Annotated in this window: 17 protein-coding genes and 1 tRNA gene; 3 read left to right on the forward strand and 15 right to left on the reverse strand. The window is 40.9% G+C overall.

Features of this window, described 5'->3' with window-relative positions; all coding sequences use genetic code 11:
• Nucleotides 1-6 precede the first annotated feature (6 nt).
• The 14 genes from ACE01U_RS05080 to ACE01U_RS05145 form a co-directional block, all read right to left on the reverse strand.
• On the reverse strand, nt 7-750 hold the full coding sequence (locus tag ACE01U_RS05080; protein ID WP_395578864.1) for an adenosylcobinamide-GDP ribazoletransferase: 744 nt from the start codon (nt 748-750) through the stop codon (nt 7-9).
• Complete coding sequence (locus ACE01U_RS05085; protein ID WP_395578865.1) at nt 750-1,352, reverse strand: histidine phosphatase family protein; 603 nt, start codon at nt 1,350-1,352, stop codon at nt 750-752. Before ACE01U_RS05085 ends, ACE01U_RS05080 begins: the two co-directional genes overlap by 1 nt.
• Before the next feature lie 2 nt (nt 1,353-1,354).
• On the reverse strand, nt 1,355-2,407 hold the full coding sequence (gene cobT, locus ACE01U_RS05090; RefSeq protein ID WP_395578866.1) for a nicotinate-nucleotide--dimethylbenzimidazole phosphoribosyltransferase: 1,053 nt from the start codon (nt 2,405-2,407) through the stop codon (nt 1,355-1,357).
• Nucleotides 2,404-2,922 (reverse strand): bifunctional adenosylcobinamide kinase/adenosylcobinamide-phosphate guanylyltransferase, encoded by a 519-nt coding sequence (gene cobU, locus ACE01U_RS05095; RefSeq protein WP_119063489.1) that lies wholly within the window; start codon nt 2,920-2,922, stop codon nt 2,404-2,406. The genes cobT and cobU overlap by 4 nt, the downstream gene beginning before the upstream one ends.
• Nucleotides 2,913-3,560, reverse strand: a complete 648-nt coding sequence (locus ACE01U_RS05100) for a 2'-5' RNA ligase family protein (protein WP_395578867.1) — start codon at nt 3,558-3,560, stop codon at nt 2,913-2,915. The genes cobU and ACE01U_RS05100 overlap by 10 nt, the downstream gene beginning before the upstream one ends.
• Nucleotides 3,561-3,708: 148 nt before the next feature.
• Nucleotides 3,709-3,784, reverse strand: a tRNA-Gly gene (locus tag ACE01U_RS05105).
• A gap of 64 nt (nt 3,785-3,848) precedes the next feature.
• Nucleotides 3,849-5,270, reverse strand: coding sequence for a cysteine--tRNA ligase (cysS, locus tag ACE01U_RS05110; RefSeq protein ID WP_395578868.1), 1,422 nt, complete (start codon nt 5,268-5,270; stop codon nt 3,849-3,851).
• 145 nt (nt 5,271-5,415) lie between these two features.
• Nucleotides 5,416-5,958, reverse strand: coding sequence for a molybdenum cofactor biosynthesis protein MoaE (locus ACE01U_RS05115; protein WP_395578869.1), 543 nt, complete (start codon nt 5,956-5,958; stop codon nt 5,416-5,418).
• Nucleotide 5,959: 1 nt separating this feature from the next.
• Nucleotides 5,960-6,985: a GTP 3',8-cyclase MoaA gene (gene moaA, locus ACE01U_RS05120; RefSeq protein ID WP_395578870.1), complete on the reverse strand. Its 1,026-nt coding sequence runs from the start codon at nt 6,983-6,985 to the stop codon at nt 5,960-5,962.
• 347 nt (nt 6,986-7,332) lie between these two features.
• Nucleotides 7,333-7,959, reverse strand: coding sequence for a molybdenum cofactor guanylyltransferase (mobA, locus tag ACE01U_RS05125; RefSeq protein WP_086208371.1), 627 nt, complete (start codon nt 7,957-7,959; stop codon nt 7,333-7,335).
• Entirely contained in the window at nt 7,959-10,763 is a 2,805-nt protein-coding gene (locus ACE01U_RS05130) for a molybdopterin-dependent oxidoreductase (protein WP_395578871.1), read from the reverse strand. The genes mobA and ACE01U_RS05130 overlap by 1 nt, the downstream gene beginning before the upstream one ends.
• Before the next feature lie 286 nt (nt 10,764-11,049).
• Nucleotides 11,050-12,660, reverse strand: coding sequence for a nitrite reductase small subunit NirD (gene nirD, locus ACE01U_RS05135; RefSeq protein WP_086208373.1), 1,611 nt, complete (start codon nt 12,658-12,660; stop codon nt 11,050-11,052).
• 88 nt (nt 12,661-12,748) lie between these two features.
• Nucleotides 12,749-15,295: a nitrite reductase large subunit NirB gene (nirB, locus tag ACE01U_RS05140; RefSeq protein ID WP_086208374.1), complete on the reverse strand. Its 2,547-nt coding sequence runs from the start codon at nt 15,293-15,295 to the stop codon at nt 12,749-12,751.
• Nucleotides 15,296-15,329: 34 nt separating this feature from the next.
• Nucleotides 15,330-16,703: an MFS transporter gene (locus ACE01U_RS05145; protein ID WP_086208375.1), complete on the reverse strand. Its 1,374-nt coding sequence runs from the start codon at nt 16,701-16,703 to the stop codon at nt 15,330-15,332.
• Between the two features lie 647 nt (nt 16,704-17,350).
• Here ACE01U_RS05145 and ACE01U_RS05150 point away from each other — a divergent pair.
• The 3 genes from ACE01U_RS05150 to ACE01U_RS05160 all read left to right on the forward strand — a co-directional run bounded on the left by ACE01U_RS05150 (nt 17,351) and on the right by ACE01U_RS05160 (nt 19,489).
• Nucleotides 17,351-17,938 carry an ANTAR domain-containing response regulator gene (locus ACE01U_RS05150; protein ID WP_119063497.1) on the forward strand — a complete coding sequence of 196 codons (588 nt, stop codon included), beginning with the start codon at nt 17,351-17,353 and terminating at the stop codon, nt 17,936-17,938.
• A gap of 3 nt (nt 17,939-17,941) precedes the next feature.
• Nucleotides 17,942-18,943: an ABC transporter substrate-binding protein gene (locus tag ACE01U_RS05155; protein WP_086208377.1), complete on the forward strand. Its 1,002-nt coding sequence runs from the start codon at nt 17,942-17,944 to the stop codon at nt 18,941-18,943.
• A 267-nt stretch (nt 18,944-19,210) separates the two neighbouring features.
• Nucleotides 19,211-19,489 (forward strand): hypothetical protein, encoded by a 279-nt coding sequence (locus ACE01U_RS05160; RefSeq protein ID WP_086208378.1) that lies wholly within the window; start codon nt 19,211-19,213, stop codon nt 19,487-19,489.
• A 471-nt stretch (nt 19,490-19,960) separates the two neighbouring features.
• On the opposite strand, the gene ACE01U_RS05165 is transcribed toward ACE01U_RS05160, so the two are convergent.
• Nucleotides 19,961-21,073 carry a beta-ketoacyl-ACP synthase III gene (locus ACE01U_RS05165; protein ID WP_119063498.1) on the reverse strand — a complete coding sequence of 371 codons (1,113 nt, stop codon included), beginning with the start codon at nt 21,071-21,073 and terminating at the stop codon, nt 19,961-19,963.
• Nucleotides 21,074-21,099: the final 26 nt, after the last annotated feature.

The raw sequence follows: 21,099 nt of genomic DNA on the forward strand, positions 1-21,099 counted from the left end.
TAATAGTTAGGCTAAATAAAATACAGCAAACACAAAACTCAATAATGTGGCTAATTCAATTATTTCAATACTTGCCCCGATGGTATCGCCTGTCACTCCCCCGATGCGCTGTATAAATTTACACCGTAAATACCACAATGCTAAATAAAATGAGGCAAGGACAACAACTCCAATCCATGCCCAATACAAGGCCACTAAAGGCGTAAGCAATAAAAGTGCTATTGCCATTGGTCGAGCTAAATGTTGACCCAACTGGCTACCAAGTCCTTTTTCACGTACATAGTCTGTGCTTAAAAAGAAAAAAAGAGGTACGAGACGCCCTAACAGAGGAAAAAGCATCAGCGCTGTATACAGCTTTTCTTGTAATAACACATACAATACCGACCATTTTAATAGGCACACAATGACAAGACTGAGTACACCTATAGGCCCACAACTCGGATCTTTCATGATCGCCAGTGTGCGTGCTTTATCGCCAAAACCACCAACCCAAGCATCTGCGGTATCGGCCAAACCATCCAGATGCAAACCACCTGTCAGCCAAATCCAGAGCACTAGAATTACACTGCTTAACAGCACAACTGGCAAAGCATGTAATAACAGAGCAATTCCATACAGAATGCTTCCTATGAGCAAACCCACTACAGGATAAAACAACAATGCCTGCGCATTTTGCTGAGGCGTTGGCATTGCGCTTAAGCGAACTGGAAACGTCGTTAAAAACTGTAATGCAATCCAAAAAGGTGTCATTACACATCCTCACTTTGAATAAACTGAAGCTGCCCTTGAGTAAAAACAAAGCAGTTCAACTGCCCTAACTCTGCTGACATTTTTAAAAGATCATTATCATGCTGTTTTAGCGCTTGGCATTTTAAGAGTTTAATCACTCCAGCATGGGAAATAATCAATGCACGTGTCCAGCCCTGCGCATGCATTTGTTGGGTCAACATCTGTATAGATTCGACAACGCGGCTTTTAAATGCCAATAAGCTTTCTGCCTGAGGCGGGGTAAAGCTTAAAGGTGATTGCCAAAATTGAGCCAATTCATTAGGAAATTGTTGGTAGAGTCGTTCGGTCGGCTGAGCTTCCCATTCTCCAAAATCCATTTCTTGCAAATTCGGTTCTATAAACAAAGGAAGCTGTTTTTGCTCGGCCCATTGCTCTGCAAACAGACGGCAGCGCTGTAGCGGTGAGCTATAAATGACATCCCATGCCTGACTAACCTGCTCAGCCTGCGTGAGGGTAGATTGCATTTGCATCCAACCTTTCGCCGTCAAAGCATCATCCGTTTTACCCCGTAGGGTATGACTTAAGCTGGTTTCGCCATGGCGCAGAAAATCTAAATACAACATCTTTAAACTTTCTCACCAATCACGGCTGCTTCAGCAAATGTTGCCATCTCATTATGTAAACGACAGGCGAGTTTGATCAATCCAAGTGCAGCCCCTGCACCACTGCCTTCTCCCAACCGTAGGTTCAGCTTCAATAAAGGCAGCGCTTTAAGTTCTTGTAACAAACGCACATGACCATATTCAGCCGACTGATGTCCAAAAAGCATCCAAGCGCGAACCTGTGGATTTAAACGTACTGCGAGCAAAGCCGAAACAGTACTGATAAACCCATCCACCACCATCGGCAGACCCAATTGCGCACAGCGAATATACGCGCCTGTCATGGCTGCGATTTCAAGTCCACCCACGGCACATAAGGCTTTAAATGGATCGTTCCCGACATATTGGGCATGCAGTGCAAGTGCTTGGTCGATCACCTGTTTTTTATGTATCAATTGTTCAGTACGGATACCCGTTCCAACACCTGTTAACTTTTCAGCAGGTTCAGCCAATAAAAAACAAGCGACAGCTGAGGCTGAACAAGTATTTCCAATGCCCATTTCACCCGCAACATAGATATCCGCCCCATAAGCGATGGAATCTTCCACACTTTTTTGCCCCAAAGCAAAAGCAGCTTTACATTCAACTTCAGTCATAGCCAGGGTTTGAGCAAAGTTAGCCGTACCCGCGCGGATGCAGTGGCGTTCAACTCCGACATAGTCATAAGCTTCACCGACTGAACCACAGTCGATGACTTGTAATTTAGCTTGATACTCTTTAGCAATCACACTAATACACGCCCCACCTGTTGCGAAGTTCTGCAACATTTGACGTGTCACCGCTTGTGGATAGGCAGAAATATTTTCTTCCATCACTCCATGATCACCTGCAAAAATCGTAATCCATGGGCGGTCAATCTTAGGTTTTACAGTGTTTTGCAAACTGGCTAAGGTTACAGCAACCGATTCAAGCTCCGACAACGAGCCAGTAGGTTTGGTCAACTGTGACTGGCGTACTAGGGCTTGAGCCAATACGGACTCACTCGGACTTTGACATGCTTCTAACCACCAACTCACACTTGTTCTCCTTTTAAAATCATGGGAAATCCTGCCACGCAGAACACCACTTTTGTTGCGATTTGACCTAACTGCTGATGCAATCGCCCTGTTTCATCGACAAAGCGACGGCTAATTTGCCCCATTGGAACCACACCTAAACCTGTTTCATTACTCACTAAAATCAGCTCGGACTGTAAACTTCCCACAACATCTAACAACTTCTGACATTCTTGAACTTGTAAGTTTGAGTCAGTCTGCATCAGTAAATTACTCATCCATAAGGTCAGACAATCGACTAAAATGGTTTGGTTTGGGCGATCTAATTTGAGCAACTGCTCTGCAAGATAAATGGGTTCTTCACACAGCCCCCAATCTTCGGGTCGTTGCTGCTGATGGTGTTGAATACGCGCTTGCATTTCCCCATCTAAGGCTTGTGCTGTGGCGACATAGACCACTGGCTGCGCTAACTGTTGTGCAACCTGCTCTGCCAAGCGGCTTTTCCCCGAACGTGCACCACCTAAAATCAGTTGCATTGTGCATTTCCCAACTTAATTTGTGTATGTGAAAACAATGGCCCTTGTAAAACATCTGCCTGATAAAAACCAAACGTGAGCTTTGAGATGTGTAAGCTATAGTTGATGTCTTCAATTTCAGCCATACGTGTCAATACATGATCACTACTTAACGCTTCACGGTATAGACCTAATGTAATATGCGGACAATAACTTAATGCCGCGACTTCCTGCGATGTATGCAACAATGTTTTTCTAATTTTTTTCAACACGCCTGCGGTATCATCCACTTTTAAAAATAAGGCACTTTCAAAACTATTTAATGCACCTATCTGTAACTGAAAAGATTCTAGCTTTAAATTTTTAAGATGTTCAAGCTGCTGATTCAGTTGCGCTCGACTAAAGTCGTCCGACTGTGTTGCCTGTTCTACCCAAAAACCAGCAACAAATAAGGTGATATGAAACTGCCGTTGATTCGGTTGATAAAGTAAATCTGAAAACTCCTCACGAAGCTGGGTTAAATAGCTGACCAAAACAGGATCATTCACTTCAATATACCAAAGTGCATAGTGCTCACGTCCCAAATGCCATTCAGGATAGTCTCGAGCTTCGGTCGGTACGACAGTGCTATTGGGTTGAAGGAACACAATTTTATTCACAAATGAAGATGAATGATTTAAGCATATTTTTGTCAAAATGATGGGCTGAAACGCCGAGATAATTTCACATTTAAATGAATTATTTTCAACACACTCAAATTACAGACATAAAAAAAACCTCAAGCTTAGCTTGAGGTTTTTTAAATTTTGGAGCGGGAAACGAGACTCGAACTCGCGACCCCAACCTTGGCAAGGTTGTGCTCTACCAACTGAGCTATTCCCGCAATATGGATGTGCATTATAGAGAGTTTCATCAAACTGTCAACACTCTATAATGCAATTGCTGAATTAATCAGCACGGCGCCAAATTGTCCCTTGACGGGTGTCTTCTAAAACAACACCCTGATCTAACAAGGACTGACGAATTCCATCCGCTTTGGCAAACTCTTTGGCTTTTTTCGCGTCTTGACGTTGTTGAATCAAATCTTCAATTTGTTCTTCAGACAAAGCCAAAGCCTCTTGCCCAATGTCAGACTTCAGAAATTCTTCAACATTGTGCTGAACCAAACCTAAAATATTGGTTAAATGACGCAAGGTTGCATAGTAAATTGCCGCTTGCTCAGCGTGTTGCTCTTTCACTGCACGGTTCAATTCTTTGTTAACTTCAAACAACACCGCAATGGCTTCGGCGGTATTAAAGTCATCCCGCATGGCACTGTTGAAACGCTCAAGCAATGTTTCATCCAACGTATCGACGTGCGTATCACCATAGGCTTGTTGATATGCCTTAAATGAATGGTAGAAACGTGACAGTGCCGTTTTTGCTTCTTTTAAAGCAACATCAGAGAAGTTCACAGGACTACGATAGTGCGATGACACAATAAAGTAACGAATCACTTCAGGGTGAAACTTATCCATCACATCACGAATGGTAAAGAAATTGCCCAATGACTTCGACATTTTCTCGCCATCAACGTTAATGAAACCGACATGCATCCAGTAGTTGACATACTGCTCACCAGTTGAAGCCTCAGACTGTGCAATTTCATTTTCATGGTGTGGGAACATGAGATCCGAACCACCACCATGAATGTCAAAATGGTTACCTAGGCAGCAAGTCGACATGGCAGAACATTCAATATGCCAACCTGGACGACCTTTACCCCACGGCGAAGCCCATGCAGGTTCATTTTCTTTGGCATGTTTCCAAAGCACAAAGTCAAAGGGATGTTTTTTCTCAACTTCAAGATCGACCCGTTCAGAAGCACCCGCTTGCATGTCTTCCAGTTTGCGACCTGAAAGACGACCATATTTGGCAAATTTTTCTACTTGGAAATACACATCACCATTGGTAGATGGATACGCAGTGCCTTTTTTAACCAAATTGCCAATCATGCTCTGCATTTGGTCAATATAATCCGTTGCACGCGGGGCTTCGTCTGGATGTAGACAACCTAAGTTTTCAGCATCTTCATTCATGGCTTGAATAAAGCGATCTGTTAGTTGAGTAATCGACTCGCCATTTTCATTGGCACGTTTAATGATTTTGTCGTCAATGTCGGTAATATTACGCACATATTTCACGCTCCAACCTTGGCTACGCAAGAAGCGAATAATATAGTCAAATGCAACCATCACGCGCGCATGTCCAATATGACAGTAGTCATACACCGTCATACCGCAGACATACATATCAATATGCCCCTCAACACGAGGTACGAATTCTACTTTTTTGCGTTGCTCTGAGTTATATAGAACAAATGGTTGCATAGCGATTCAAAAGACTTTAAATATAAGAATGGATTATCTTAACCTAAGCATTATTTTTCATAAAGTTTTCAGAAGATTTTTCTTCAAATTATCTCACCGCTTTCCTTTTTAAACTCATCAAGTGCTAAATTTTCTCATGCAAATCTTAAAGGTGCCACTGGTAAATATTGGCATTGAATAATGCGCTTTGCTGGGCATGAACATACGCATGATCACAGTGCTCGTGGCTATGAGGTTTTGGCACTTCATGGTCTTTTCGAATACAACAACCTTCGACATATTGACTGCTACCATCCAGATAAAACTCTTCTTTCCATACAGGAACTTCATGTTTCACTCGTTCGACAGCTTCCTCACAGGCTTGAAAGGCTTCATGGCGGTGCGCAGCGTAAGCCATCGCAATAATGGCAGTATCGCCAATAGCTAAAGTACCAATCCGATGTACCAGCCGAACATAAGACACGCCATATTTGAATTGGATCTCTTGTTCAATTTGACGAATCATTTTTTCAGCGGCAGGTGCATAAGCACTATATTTCAATGCTTGGACAGCTTTACCTTGATGGTGATTTCGCACCGTACCAATAAATATACCCATAGCGCCGCACTCAGGAAAATGATGGATACCATCAAAGTCATTTTGACTAAAAGCAGATGCTTGAATACGTGAAAACTGTTTTAAGGTCATTTTAGCCCCCAATCATATGCATACTGATTTTGCGAATAGGTTGGAGTACTTGCTGTTGAATAGTCTGAAAGCCCTGTTCTTTATGCCAGATATAAGTCATCAGCTTACTTTTCAAATGCACAGATGCATGTTGATAATCTTGAGCAAGCTGTTGAATATCTGGTTTCAGTTTTAAACCTTGCTTAGCAAAGAGACAATTATAAAACTCGCCCTGCGCATTCAAGCGCAGTCGATCACACTCCCCACAAAACGAGTTGCTAATGGTCGATATAACGCCAACCACACTGCCATCCACACGATAACTACGCGCTGGATTGGCACCTTGTCCCTCAAGCACTTGCACCGTAAATTGTGAGCTGAGTTGAGATAAAATTTCTTGCTCAGTGATAACATCAGCTTGTGACCAATTTTGATCGCCATCTAAAGGCATAAACTCAATAAAACGTAGTTCTAGCTTTTGCTGCTTGGCCCACTGCACCAAAGGAATAATTTGATCCTCGTTCATTCCTTTCATAAGGACTGTATTGATTTTAATGTTAAAACCAACATCTTGTGCGGCTTGTATTCCCTCAAGCACAGTATGGAATTGTTTCTTGGTCAGTCTTTGGAATTGATCCGCATCTAAGCTATCCAGACTAATATTTAAGTCATCCAGTCCAGCTTGTTTTAAAGCATCTGCATATTGTTTTAAATAATGACCATTGGTGGTCATTGAAACACGCTTGAGACCCATTTTTTTTAACGATTGGAGTTGCTCGATAAAATGCACCACTCCCTGCCGCATCAATGGTTCACCCCCCGTAATACGAATCTGCTCAATTCCTTGTCGCACCATAAATTCACAAAAATGATAGAGTGCTTCAAAACTCAGTAGATCATGTTTTTTCATCCATTCAGGATGTTCAGGCATACAATAGACACATTTAAAATTACAACGATCCGTCACGGAGATCCGTAGCTTTCGCTTTTCTCGCCCAAACTGATCTTGGAATACGCCAATTGCGGCTAACTGTGTCATGCTGTTCATCTGTCTTGCCTACGCATCATTTGCGCTGTTATTGAACAGTTCAAATTTCACGCCCTAATTTCTTGGTTTTAAAACAGCAATAAATGTTCCAACTTTGTGCTATTCAACAGATGGAATACGCTCAATTCATAACACGAATAGAACAATACACAGCACATTGTTATATAGATAAAGTAAATCAGACACGTAAAAACGGTTTAAGATATTGTTTTATTTATTTTAAATATATTTCTATTATTAGCTAGTATTACTATTCATTGGTCAAATCACGAGATAGTATCAAAATCATTTTTATTTATGCGATCTGTGCCTACTGCGCAGAATCCGAACCGTTTAAACGCTACTTTTTATAAAAAATTTAACTGACGATGTTGTTGCAATTCATCTAACGAATTAATGCTATGAAAAAACAGTGCATGATTTTTGAAACGTGCCACTTGTGGGTGCAAATCTGCAAAGCACTGTCTTAAACTGCGCTGATTTTGTTCAAGGTGGCAAATCAAAGTCGGTAAGCTACTGCGTTTTACCAAACAAAATGGATATAAAGCACGGTCATTCATTTCAACGATCGCCACACCACAGTTTGGGTCTTGTTGCATCGCCTGATGTAAGCGTGAAAATACTTTTTTCGGAATGAAAGTCACATCACAGGGTACAAACAGTACATAATCTGATTGTACATGCGCCCATGCACTTTTCATCCCCATTAATGGGCCTTGGAAGCCTGTTTCATCATCTTCAAAAAAGCCAATGGATGGAATCAATCGTTCATAAATGGAATGGTCACGGTGGCTATTCACCCACACTTTTGTTGCCCGTGATTTTAACTGTTGATGAATTTTGATGAGCTGGATTTCGTCATCAAACTTTTGTAGCAGTTTATTAATGCCGTTCATACGACGTGCTTGTCCACCTGCTAAAATCACAACTTCAGTGTCAGGATACGTCACCAGTTTAAATATTTTTCTTTTCATTATACATCCTCAGTTTGACATGCCTTAATCAACCCTCGAATTTCAGGTAAACATGAACCACAATTTCCACCGGCCTTTAAACATGCAGTGACTTGTTTTTCATCGGTGATATTTTTTTCTTTAATGGTCTGAATAATTCTATTTTTACCCACTTTAAAACAACTACACACCAACGGTCCTTCACTTTGCCCCATCGACATTGCTTGACCAGCTAACAATGCCTTACGATGCATTGCGCTTAACCGCTCACGTTTAAAGAGACTTGCAACCCAATCCCGGTCTGGTAACAATGCTTTCGGAGCAATATAAAGACTCGCAATGAGATGTCCCTCTTGTAACACCACACTATGACTGATGTGCGCTGTTTGATCTTCTAAATTCAGCCATTCAAAGCTTTCATCTTCAAAAGGAAGTAAGCTCTTTAACTTCTCTGTCGTTTCAGTAAAACGATGGCGATCTGCTAACTCATAGCGCACTGCTTTGGCTGTTTGAATCTTTGTCCACCATACTGTACTTTCAATGGTTTTCTGAACGATGTTTTCAAAGCCTTTACGTACATAAAATACCCCTTGCCATTGGGTATAAAAGGGTTGAATCATCACAGGCGTATGTTTAAATTCAGGTTCCCCTGAAATAGCATCCACCACAGGGTTTACGACTTTACCTATACGTGCATCTGATGCAAATTGATCATTCCAGTGAATCGGTGCAAAAATTTGTCCCCGACGAATATTATCACTCACTGTGGCACGTAATACACAGTTCCCCCAAACCGATTTGATTTCAACTAACTCTCCATCTTTGAGTCCATATTTTAATGCATCGCTAGGATGAATTTCGCAATATGGCTCTGCTTTATGTGTACTTAAGTTGGCTGATAAACCTGTACGAGTCATGGTATGCCATTGATCTCGAATTCGACCAGTATTCAATACCAATGGATATTCACTGCAAGTTTTATTAACTGCACCAACAGCAGCTGTTGCAATAAATTTTGCTTTACGATCCGCATGACTAAACTGCCCTGTTTCAAATAACTGAGCAACAGCACCATCTTGTTGATTTTTATTTAGAATAGGCCATTGAACTGGCTCAAGATATTGATATTCAGTAAATGAAAGATCACTTAAACCTTTCAAATTGAAATAGCGAAAAACCTCAGACGCCGAACACTGACCCAGTCCCGCATTTTGATAAGCTGAAAGCTCTGCGTGTTCCTTGAAAATGTCATGGCTACTTTCAAAGTCAAAACCACTAAAGCCCAGCTTTTTAGCCACTTGAGAAACTGACCACCAATCTGCTTTGGCTTGTTCTGGGCAGTCCAAAAAGGCACGTTGTCGTGAAATACGACGCTCTGAATTGGTGACTGTACCATCTTTTTCTCCCCACCCAAGAGCAGGCAATAACACATCGGCATATTGCGTGGTATCCGTATCTTTGCAAATGTCTGAAACAATCACAAACTCACATTTTTCTAGCGCACGTTTTACCTGATCAGCATTTGGTAAACTCACGACAGGGTTGGTCGCCATAATCCAAATGGCTTTAATTTTCCCTGCCTCAACCGCTTCGAAAAGGTCAACAGCTTTTAAACCCACTTGTTTCGCAATTGTCGGGCTTTGCCAAAACTGCTGTACTAATTGTTGGTGTTTTTGATTATCCAAGTCCATGTGTGCCGCAAGCATATTTGCAAGACCACCAACTTCACGCCCACCCATCGCATTCGGTTGTCCTGTCATTGAAAACGGCGCAGCACCCAACTTGCCAATTTTTCCAGTCAACAAATGACAATTAATAATACTATTGGCCTTATCTACCCCACGTGAAGATTGGTTTACCCCCATTGAAAACAAGCTCATTACTTTGTCTGTTTGAGCAAATTTTTCAAAAAACAAGGTCAATTTTTCCGCTGAAATTCCTGTACGCTCAATCAAACTTTCGATCGAAAACTCAGTTTCACTGCTGATAAGCGCAGCGTCTAAGCCTTGGGTATGCTTTGTAATAAAATCGGTATCGGTATAATGATTGGTTGCCAAATACTGCAATAGACCATTGAACAAAGTAACATCTTGACCCGGCAAAATTGGCAAGTGTAAATCTGCTGCCTCACAAGTAGCAGTAAACCGTGGATCAATCACAACGACAAAAAGATCTCTTTCTTCTTTAGCTTTCATTATGCGCTGATACAATACAGGATGGCACCATGCTGTATTTGAACCAACCAGAACCACCATATCCGTATGTTCAAAATCATGATAACTAGCAGGAACTAAATCTTCCCCAAAGGCACGTTTATGTGCTGCTACCGCTGAAGACATACATAGTCTTGAATTGGTATCAATATTGGCTGTACCAAGATAACCTTTTACAAATTTATTGACCACATAATAATCTTCTGTCAACAACTGACCTGACACATAAAAAGCAATACTTTCAGGACCATATTGATCTATATAGTGTTGGAATTTATCAGCAATTAAATCAGTTGCAGTATCCCAATCTGTTTGTATTCTCGATGTTTTTTGGATACACGTATCTAAATCTTTTTTGCGGCCTAACATTGGGTGTAAAACCCGTGTCTCTAAGCCCACTGTATCGGCTAAATTACTACCTTTGATACACAGTTTTCCGTAATTTGATGGATGATTTAAATCCCCCACCACAGACACTTTTCGCCCTAAAGCCGTTTCTTCAACAGTTGCAGTTACTCCACATCCCACACCACAATAAGGGCACGTCGTTTGTGTCGTTTTAATCATTTTTTCTGTGGAGCTATGCAGTTCCATTACAGGGATACTATTCATAGAAACTCCTTAATTTTGAAATATACAATTTGATTCATTACGACGACGTCTTTGCAAGAAAGTTAATTTTCAGGAATAAACTTCGGTTAGACCTACTTTTCTTTGTAGAAGAGTAGGCAGAACCTAAGATGCGACTAAAACAACGCAAGATCCGCAAACTCATTGCATCCGTCATTTACCTAAAAGTCCGCAGAAACATTTGTTTCCATGTTTGCTATCAACTCAAACCATGGTAGATAACGTTTCCGCGTATCGAGCTTCAATACATTAAAAGGTTGGGTTTTGATCACCCTGCTATTTTTAATGCAAAATCTTTACCAAATAACAATTTATTGCGAATGGATGAAATTGGCGTTTGATCCGAAATAAGTTCTGCATACCAAGCTCCATCTTCCGTGTCACCAAATAGAACTGCACCAATCACCTTATCCTTTTGAATAATAATGCGTTTATAAATCTGACGCTTTTCATCATTTAAAATAATATCTTCAAAATCATCTTTCGGTTCAAAATTGCCTGCTGAGAACACATCACAACCGCTGACTTTTAATTGAGTCGGTACTGTTGGCGCTTTAAACGTCAAGCTGCCGTGCTCAGCCAAATGCGATGCACAAATAAATGCTTGCCCCCAAAGTGGCTCAACCAAGCCAAAAGTCTGGTTACGGTGTTCGATACATTCACCTACCGCATAAATACTTGGGTCATACGTTTGCATGGTGTCATTCACCAAGACACCTCGGTTACAGCGGAGACCTGCACTTTGTGCTAAGGCCATATTAGGACGAATACCTACAGCAAAAACCACTAGGTCTGCATCTAAAACTGTGCCATCTTTCAAACGAACCTGTGTCACATGACCATCCACCCCAATCAAAGCTTCAGTATTCGCCTCTGTAATGATTGAAATGCCCTTTTGTTCGATACTATGACGTAACATTTGGCTCGCTTTACTATCTAGCTGACGCTCCATAATGCGATCCATCAAATGCAACACCGTCACATTCATACCACGCTGTTTTAGGCCATACGCCGCTTCCAAACCAAGTAAACCACCGCCAATCACCACAGCATTCTTTTTAGATTTACTGTATTCAAGCATGGTATTCACATCGTAAATATCACGGAAACTCAGCACACCTTTTAAATCCGAACCTTGCACAGGCGGGATAAATGGTTTTGAGCCTGTCGCTAAAATCAAACGATCATAATCTACCATCACGCCTTTTTCGGTATAAACTTGCTTACGTGGGCGGTCAATACGCACTGCTGGGTCGCCTGCAATAAAGCGAATATTTTTATCGCTATACCATGCATGTGGATGCAACATGATGTCATCAATAGTCTTATCACCAGATAGAACAGGTGATAGCATGATGCGGTTATAATTACCCCATGGCTCTTCACCAATCACCGTCACTTCATAACGATCTGGTGCCATATCGAGTAAATCCTCTAGGCAACGCATACCTGCCAAACCGTTCCCCACCAAGACCAACTTCATTTTTTCCTGAGAAGTACCATTATTGGTGATATAGGTTTTTTGTGGCGTTGGGCTAATGAGTACACGGCCATTTTCAATCTTGCTTGGGAAAACCAAAAGTTTTTGATCTTTATCTTCCAAACAACGACCTGTTGCTAAACTAAAATGTTGCTTATAAATAGGCGACGCAATAACACGCTCACCTTGTAAATCACCAATGATGCCACGTGACATCACAAAAGCTTTACTAAACGGATCTTGGTTGCTCAAAGCATAAACACGCTTTTCACTGCCTACCCGAAAAATTGCAATTTGTTGGTCTTCGAGTAGCGCACCTACACCTGTATTTGGCGTAATATCATCCAAGGCGCAAATATCCAACCAATCCAGTTCATTCATATCTTTTAAAATTGTCATCATCTTTATCCTTTTAAACTTTTTCATCCCCTCTCTATATTTTCTTTTAAGAGAGCACTAGAGAGAAAAGTTTGAATACCTTAATTTGTTAAGCTTCAACCACAGGAATACGGCTGCTATCACGTTCCGCTTCAGTTTTCGGACGAATTTGTCCACGTACAGAAGCAAACTGAATATGCGGATCTTGTTGTTGTTCAGCTTTTGCATTGATAAAGGTGACAAAACGCTTACGCACCTCTGGGTCTTCAACCGCAGTACGCCACTCATCCTGATACGTTCCAACCACATGGCTCATGCGATTCTCAAGTTCAGTAGCCAGACCTAAAGAATCATTTACAATAACGTCTTTTAAATAATCTAAACCACCTTCCATGTTGTCACGCCATACTGATGTACGTTGGAGACGATCCGCAGTTTGGATATAGAACATGAAGAAACGGTCAATGTATTGAATCAGCGTTTGTGTATCTAAGTCTGAAGCCAATAATTCTGCATGACGTGGTTTCATCCCACCGTTACCACAAACATATAAATTCCAGCCTTTCTCGGTTGCAATCACACCCACATCTTTACTTTGCGCCTCAGCACATTCACGTGTACAACCCGAAACTGCCATTTTTAATTTATGTGGTGAACGTAAGCCTTTGTAACGATTTTCAAGGAAAATTGCTAAACCAACAGAATCATCAACCCCATAACGACACCATGTACTGCCAACACACGACTTCACTGTACGCAGTGATTTACCGTAGGCATGTCCAGATTCAAAACCAGCGGCAATCAACTTTTCCCAAATTTCTGGCAATTGGTGAATTTGAGCACCAAACATGTCAACACGTTGACCGCCTGTCAGTTTGGTATATAAACCGTATTCTTTGGCAATTTGACCCACTGCAATCAAACCATCTGGTGTCACTTCTCCACCCGCCATACGAGGTACAACCGAGTAAGACCCGTCTTTTTGGATATTTCCTAGATAGTAATCATTACTGTCTTGCAGACCAGCATGGCTTGGTTTTAAAACAAAATCATTCCAACACGATGCTAAAATATTTGCTGCAGCTGGTTTACAAATATCACAGCCTAAACCATGACCATGTTGTTGAATCAAATCATCAAAGCTTTTGATTTCATTCACTCGTACCAAGTGATACAACTCTTGGCGTGAATAAGCAAAGTGTTCGCAAATATGGTTATTTACAGTCACGCCTTGGCGTTGTAATTCAGATTTTAATACTTGCGTCACTAACGCTGCGCATCCGCCACATGCTGTTGCCGCTTTAGTGCATTTTTTTAGAGCTCCTAAAGACGTCGAACCCTCTGCAATTGCGCTACAAATATCTGCTTTAGACACGTTATTACATGAACAAATCGTTGCACTGTCTGGGAGCAGATCAACACCACTTCCACCTGTTTTTGCTGAAGATTGAGCATAACCCGGCATGATTAAGCTTTCAGGATTCTCTGGAACTGCTAATCCATTCAGCATCATTTGTAATAAGTCGTTGTACTCTTTTGCACAACCCACCAGTACTGCGCCTAATAATTTCGTTTTTTCGGCATTCACAACAATCTTTTTATAGACCATCGTGTCTTCATCTGCATAGAAATAGCTTAGTGCATTCGGTGTCATCGCATGCGCATCCCCGACAGAAGCAACATCTACTCCCATAAGCTTCAATTTGGTGCTCATATCTGCACCCGCAAACTCTGGACAAGCTTGTTCTGTCACATGTTTTGCTGCAATACGTGCCATGTCGTAGCCTGGAGCAACCAAACCGTAGATCTTGTTATTCCATAATGCACATTCACCAATCGCATAAATGTCAGCATCAGAAGTTTGACAATAATCATTAATGACAATACCGCCACGCTCGCCAACAGCCAAACCGCTTTGACGCGCCAATTCATCACGTGGACGAATCCCTGCTGAAAACAACACAATATCTGTTTCAAGTTCAGAGCCATCTCCAAACTTCATCACGTGTGTAGCATTAAGACCATCTTCGATGGATGATGTTGCTTTTTGTGTATGAACTTTTACCCCAAGATTCTCAATTTTAGAACGTAAAACTTTACCGCCTAAATCATCAATTTGAACCGCCATCAAGCGTGGTGCAAACTCAACCACATGTGTTTCCAAATCTAAATCACGTAGTGCCTTAGCCGCTTCTAAACCGAGTAATCCACCACCAATCACCACACCAGACTTTGCGGTCAGACTTGCTGCACGAATTGCATCTAAATCTTCAATGGTGCGATATACGAAACAGTTTTGACGATCATTTCCTGGGATTGGAGGAACAAAGGCATAAGAACCCGTTGCGAGCACCAACTTGTCATAACTGATCACATCGCCATGATTCGTGGTGATCAACTTATTTACTGTATCAATTGCAGTTGCTTTAGTCGCTAAGCGGAGATCTATACCATAAGCATCGGCAAAGTCCGCACGACATAAGGTCAAATCTTTTGCAGATTTACCTGTAAAATACTCAGTTAAATGTACACGGTCATACGCTAAACGTGGCTCTTCTGCCAAGATCGTAATTTCAACATCATCACCTGCATGTTCTAGCACAGATTCAATGAATTTATGCCCTACCATGCCATGACCAATCATCACTAATTTCATATCAATTCTCCTTAATTCCTGTTGTTATTTTGGCTTAAACGCTTTGTTTGATTACAGTTGAAGCATTTTGCTCCACGCTATTTCGCTCAAGTAACGCAGCTTCAAATAACTTTTGCTCTTTCTCTTTGTGTTCTACGGAGAAACGAATCATGAGCACACAACTTGCGGCGATGACGACCAAGCCACCTAGAATCATGAGTGTGGTTTGAATATCCAACATCCCTTTAAGCAAGAAGCCTGCAGCCACAGCACCAACGTTACCACCAGCACCGATAATGCCTGCGACACCTCCCAAAGCATCACGGTCAATGAATGGAACCAATGCATAAGTCGCACCACAAGCCATGTGAGTAAACAATGCAAATACGGTCATTGCGAGAATGGCAAGGACTGCTGTATTCATTTGTGAAAATACGATTAAGAACAGACCTTCCATCAAGATCATTGCAAATAGAACTTTAGTACGACCATCTAAGCCTTTTTTAGTTGCAATTTTGTCTGAAACAATGCCACCAAATGCACGGGCAAATAGAGCCAGTAAGCCGAAAATGCCCGCAGCCATACCTGCTTCTTTTAAACCAAATTTAAAGTGATCTACGTAGTACATTGCGACGATGTTATGAATGAAGATTTCGATACCAAAACATGCAGCATAAGCACCAAACAAAATCCAAACACGATAGTTTTTTGCAGCATGCATCAAAATAGCCACACCGCCTTTTTTATCAGAACCAACACTTACACCATCTGCACGTAGTTCTTTAAAGTTGCCTTGTGGACAGTCTTGTGTAAATTTCCAATACATCAAACCGACAATCAGCATCAATATGCCTGGAACAAGTAATGCAATTCTCCAGCCCATAGATTGCTCAACACCAAACATCACTAAAGCACCAAGCATCAATGGCATAAGTACTTGTGTTGCACCTCCACCAGCATTTCCCCAACCTGCTGCCGCCGCATTTGCAGTTCCAACTACATTTGGTGCAAACATGATGCTAGTGTGATACTGAGTGATGACAAAACTTGCACCAATTGCACCGATAAGCAAACGAAAGAAGAGGAATGATTCATAGCTATTTGCTGAAGCAACGCCAAAAACTGGAATACTGCCTAGGATAAGAAGTGCTGTATATGTTTTGCGTGGACCGTATTTATCACACAGTGGACCTACAATCAGACGAACAAGAATGGTGATGGCTACGGCTGCAATATTAATATTGGCGATTTGATCTTTTGTGAGATGAAATTCACCTGCTATAACAGGCATCAATGGCGCACAGGCAAACCATGCAAAGAAGCAGACAAAAAAGGCGAGCCAACTCATGTGGAAGGCTCTCATTGCTGCGCCATTGAAACTAAAAAGACTTATTTTTGTTGCTTTTTTAGCATTTAAATTTGAAGACATAACCTTCTCCAGACAGAACTGAGCGTATTGTTTTTCCACAACACAAAAACTTGTGGTGTAGAAGCGATCAGAACGGACGTCGTTGGCCGTCTTACAAATTTGATTTAGAGTCGTCTTTGACTCGATTAAGATTAAGCAATGATTGTGCCAACATTTAAAGAAACTAGTTAATATAATGATTTTTATTGTTTTTTATAATTAGAATACTTGCACTATAGCCAATATCAGCCCGTCCTTTTCAAGAGGCAACTTCATGTTTTTTCGACTTCTTAACGGCGTGATCACTATTGGTGCATTTTGCATTATCGCTGAGCAAACAACGAATTTTTGAATTGTCTCTGTGCTCTCTAGTGGGTCTCCCGTTACTCTTCAAAAGTAATTTGTACTTCAAGCTGTATATTTTAATTTGTGTTAGGCTTCTATTTCATCCAATGTGTTTAAACAGGCTTGTTTAGACAAGCAACTCAGATACATATTTTTCTTTGATTAAAGTCTTTTTTACTCGGTATACACAGCTTATAGCGAATCTCTACGTAAAAAATTGACTCACCAATCTGAGATAAAGCTGGATTTTCATACATTTGGCATTTAAATTGCTAGCACAATTTTAGATCCCATTTTTCAGGTTTACCTGAGCACTGTACAGCATGCCTAAACTGAAAATCGCTTTGATTGACGACAATCAAGAACGCGCACAATTTATTCGTACATCCCTTATCGAACATGATTTCGATGTAGTTGCCTGCCTGATTATAGATCACTTGAATATTAATCGCCTTGAGCAATTAAATGCAGACGTTATTTTATTAGATATGGATCACCCACAACGGGATATTATTGAAAGTTGCGTGAGCCAGTTCAACTTACCTACTGTTTTATTTACTAAAAACAGCCATAAAGACACGATTAAAAGTGCCATAGATGCAGGTGTTACAGCTTATATTGTGGATGGTATAGACCCGTCAAAGTTAAAAAGTATTTTAGAAATATCTATCGAGCAGTTTCGTAAACACAAAAAGCTACTTTCCGATTTACAAGATACTAAAAATAAACTTGCAGACCGTAAAGATGTAGAGCGTGCAAAGGTATTACTTATGCAACTACACGACCTGTCCGAAGATGATGCTTTTCAGCTATTACGTAAAAATGCCATGAGCCATCGTATGACTATTGGTGAAATGGCAAGACGACTGTTGGATGCTCAACAGCTTCTACAATCTCAATTCAAGGACTAAGGCATGGCTCATTTAGAAAAGACGCAACTTCAACTGGGCTATATTCCGCTTTTAGACTGTGTTGCTTTATTATGGGCAAAACAACGAGGTTTTTTTGAAGAAGTCGGTTTAGATGTAAGCTTAGTCAAAGAAGCTTCTTGGGCGAGCTTAAGAGACCGTTTAGCTTTTGGTTTTCTCGATGCAGCCCATTGTCTATCTGCGATGTTACCTGCGGCTGCACTGGCGCAGGATCAACTCGGTATTCCACTACAAACACCGCTTGTTCTGAGCTATAACAGTGCATTTATCAGTTTGAGCCAAAAGCTCTGTTATGCACTAAACATTCAAAAAAATGACGATGCAGCAGTGACTGCACATAAATTTTATACTGCAATGCAGCATAAACAACAGCTGGCTATTGCACATGTCTTTAAGCAATCTATCCATCATTATTGCTTACGTGAATGGCTGGCATTGGCCAATCCTGATTTTGCGAAACATGTTCAACTACGTACACTTCCCCCACCCTACATGGTAGAAGCCATTTCAAATCAACTCATTGAGGGATTCTGTGTCGGAGAACCATGGAACACTCAAGCTGAAATTCAAGGTTATAGCCAAATTATTGCAACTGGAACAGACATTATTCCGCGGGTTGCAGATAAGGTTTTGGCAGTCACGCAAGAATGGGCCATATCCAATCCAAATACACTTTCAGCCTTAGTCCAAGCTATAGAAAAAGCCCAAGATGAACTCAAAAAAATGGAAAATTTTGAAGCTGTATGGCAGGTTCTGGTCGATTACAACATCATTCGTTTCCCATGTTCTGATAGTGTACATGTTGAAAAATATTATCTAATTCAAAGTATTATTCGCGGCTTTATTAGAGAACATGCTTTGCCACAAGTTTCAGACTTCATTTGGCTTACCGAGCAAATGCAAAAATGGGATGATGTGGATTTAAATAATGATGAAATCCGCAGAATTAGTGATAACTGTGTCATTTCACCAAAACTTAATTTTTAAATTATTACGAAATGTAAACCGAGTTGTAATTACGCACCATTTTAGAACATCTATTTTAAATAATATTATGAAGTAAATCTAAGACCTAACTTGACCGACTTTTTAAAGGAAATCTTTCCTTGGCTTCTGTCTATCTGGCCTTGCTATTTACTTAAACTTAAAGCGATGTAAGCTATTTTTTCAAACATGAAAACAATAGATAAATGAGTCATGATGACTACTGATACATAGAACATCAAACTAACCGATGAATAACGGAGGTGAATTATGTTTACCGAGGAAAATCGCCATGTATCTTTATTGCATGCGATTAATAAAATACTGATTAAAGACTGGGACCCACTATGTATTTATCGTAATCCAGCTCTACAAGATGAATATGAAGAATACTTACCTAATTTATTTCGCTTTATCTGTGAAAAATCCAGTGAAACTGAGATTTTTGAGTATTTATGGTGGATTGAAAATAAAGTCATGGAAGTCAAAGCCAATAGAACACACACGATGAAAATTGCTCATTTATTGAAAAATTTACAAGAAACTTAGTTGATCATTGTGCAATGATAAATCAGCACCTAAAGCAAAAAACCGCACAATGCCAAAAGCAAAGTATTGAGTTTATTTCAAACCATCAAAACCACTTAGGCAGGGCTGTTTTCCGTGCACTTTAATGCTTCACGGCCACCACAAATCAAATATCGCTGCTGTGTAGCAATATCGCTATATAAGCTGACACATGATCAACGGCGCCAAACTTTTATGGTCCTGCACTAAAGTGGCAAATAAAAATGGCCATGATCAGCAATACTGACCATAGCCACGCGATATTGATTACTAAAATAATCAACCAACATCGGCGAATCGAATATACGTACTTAGAATGATCCGCCATATACATTACAGCTTGCGATACATTTGACCACTCAGCACCAATATAGATCAGTGCGAACTAGCCTTTAGATCGAAGTTAAACCGTTCAATCCATTTCGCATCAGACTCAACTCGTAACATATAGCCTTATGCAACGTGTTTTTTCACCAGTACTGCACCAACAGAATAACCTGCACCAAATGAGCACAGGATGCCATATTCACCATCATTAACTTGGTCTGCTGTGCGGTGCAACGCAATGATGACCCCTGCTGACGAGGTATTTGCAAACTCATCTAAAATGATTGGCACTAAATCGGGTTGAGCATGTTCTTTGCCCACAACCAATTTTAAAATCAATTCATTCATACTGGCATTGGCTTGGTGCAACCAGAAACGTTTCACATCAGTCGGTGCAATATTGTTTTTCTCAAGCTGTGCTGTAATCATTTTGGCAACCAGTGGACAAACTTCTTTGAACACTTTACGACCGTCTTGAGCGAAACGATTATTTTCAATGTCTGCATCGACTTCACTTAAGTTTAGGAAACCAAAGTTATTGCGGATGTTATTTGAAAACTGTGTGAATAAATTAATGTCTTCAATTTCAAAACCAGTTTTGCTGTCGGTTTCTTCAATGATTGAAGCCGTTGCGACATCACCAAAGATAAAATGGCAGTCCCGTGAACGGTAGTCGGTATGACCAGAGGTGATTTCGACATTCACCAATAATACACGGCGTCCGCCTGCTTTGATTGCATCATAGGCTTGTTTAATGCCAAAAGTTGCTGCCGAACATGCCACGTTCATGTCGTAGGCATAGCCTTGAATACCAAGTGCAGTTTGAATTTCAATTGCAACCGCAGGGTAAGCTCGTTGTAAGTTTGAGCATGACAAAATCACGACATCAATATCTTCTGCAGTTACGCCTGCATTTTCCATCGCTTGTTTCGCTGCGATCACGCCCCATTCGGCTTGAATCGAGAGTTCATCATTTGAACGCTCATGTAACAATGGACGTAAACGCTTCGGATCTAAGATCCCTGTCTTCTCAACCACATAACGACGTTTTACACCAGATGCTTTTTCAATGAACTCTGCGCTTGACCCACGACGGGCTTCCAACTCGCCCGAAGCAATTTTGTCAGCATTGTCTAGGTTATACTGTTCCACATAAGCATTTAAACTTTCAACTAACTCTTCATTGGTAATGATGTCTTCAGGATGATAAAGACCCGTACCTGTAATGCGGATGCCCATGTAAAACTCCTTCTTTAAATTACCTA

Origin of the sequence: Acinetobacter halobius (genome assembly GCF_044130335.1) — a bacterium.
Lineage (GTDB): Bacteria > Pseudomonadota > Gammaproteobacteria > Pseudomonadales > Moraxellaceae > Acinetobacter.

Bases quoted from the DNA above. Each gene is read 5' to 3' on its own strand.
- ACE01U_RS05115 (WP_395578869.1), bottom strand. From the start codon at position 5,958: ATGACCTTAAAACAGTTTTCACGTATTCAAGCATCTGCTTTTAGTCAA.
- ACE01U_RS05085 (WP_395578865.1), bottom strand. From the start codon at position 1,352: ATGTTGTATTTAGATTTTCTGCGCCATGGCGAAACCAGCTTAAGTCAT.
- cysS (WP_395578868.1), bottom strand. From the start codon at position 5,270: ATGCAACCATTTGTTCTATATAACTCAGAGCAACGCAAAAAAGTAGAA.
- ACE01U_RS05155 (WP_086208377.1), top strand. From the start codon at position 17,942: ATGGCTCATTTAGAAAAGACGCAACTTCAACTGGGCTATATTCCGCTT.
- ACE01U_RS05130 (WP_395578871.1), bottom strand. From the start codon at position 10,763: ATGAATAGTATCCCTGTAATGGAACTGCATAGCTCCACAGAAAAAATG.
- ACE01U_RS05150 (WP_119063497.1), top strand. From the start codon at position 17,351: ATGCCTAAACTGAAAATCGCTTTGATTGACGACAATCAAGAACGCGCA.
- cobU (WP_119063489.1), bottom strand. From the start codon at position 2,922: ATGCAACTGATTTTAGGTGGTGCACGTTCGGGGAAAAGCCGCTTGGCA.
- moaA (WP_395578870.1), bottom strand. From the start codon at position 6,985: ATGAACAGCATGACACAGTTAGCCGCAATTGGCGTATTCCAAGATCAG.
- ACE01U_RS05160 (WP_086208378.1), top strand. From the start codon at position 19,211: ATGTTTACCGAGGAAAATCGCCATGTATCTTTATTGCATGCGATTAAT.
- ACE01U_RS05165 (WP_119063498.1), bottom strand. From the start codon at position 21,073: ATGGGCATCCGCATTACAGGTACGGGTCTTTATCATCCTGAAGACATC.
- ACE01U_RS05145 (WP_086208375.1), bottom strand. From the start codon at position 16,703: ATGTCTTCAAATTTAAATGCTAAAAAAGCAACAAAAATAAGTCTTTTT.
- mobA (WP_086208371.1), bottom strand. From the start codon at position 7,959: ATGAAAAGAAAAATATTTAAACTGGTGACGTATCCTGACACTGAAGTT.
- ACE01U_RS05080 (WP_395578864.1), bottom strand. From the start codon at position 750: ATGACACCTTTTTGGATTGCATTACAGTTTTTAACGACGTTTCCAGTT.
- nirD (WP_086208373.1), bottom strand. From the start codon at position 12,660: ATGACAATTTTAAAAGATATGAATGAACTGGATTGGTTGGATATTTGC.
- nirB (WP_086208374.1), bottom strand. From the start codon at position 15,295: ATGAAATTAGTGATGATTGGTCATGGCATGGTAGGGCATAAATTCATT.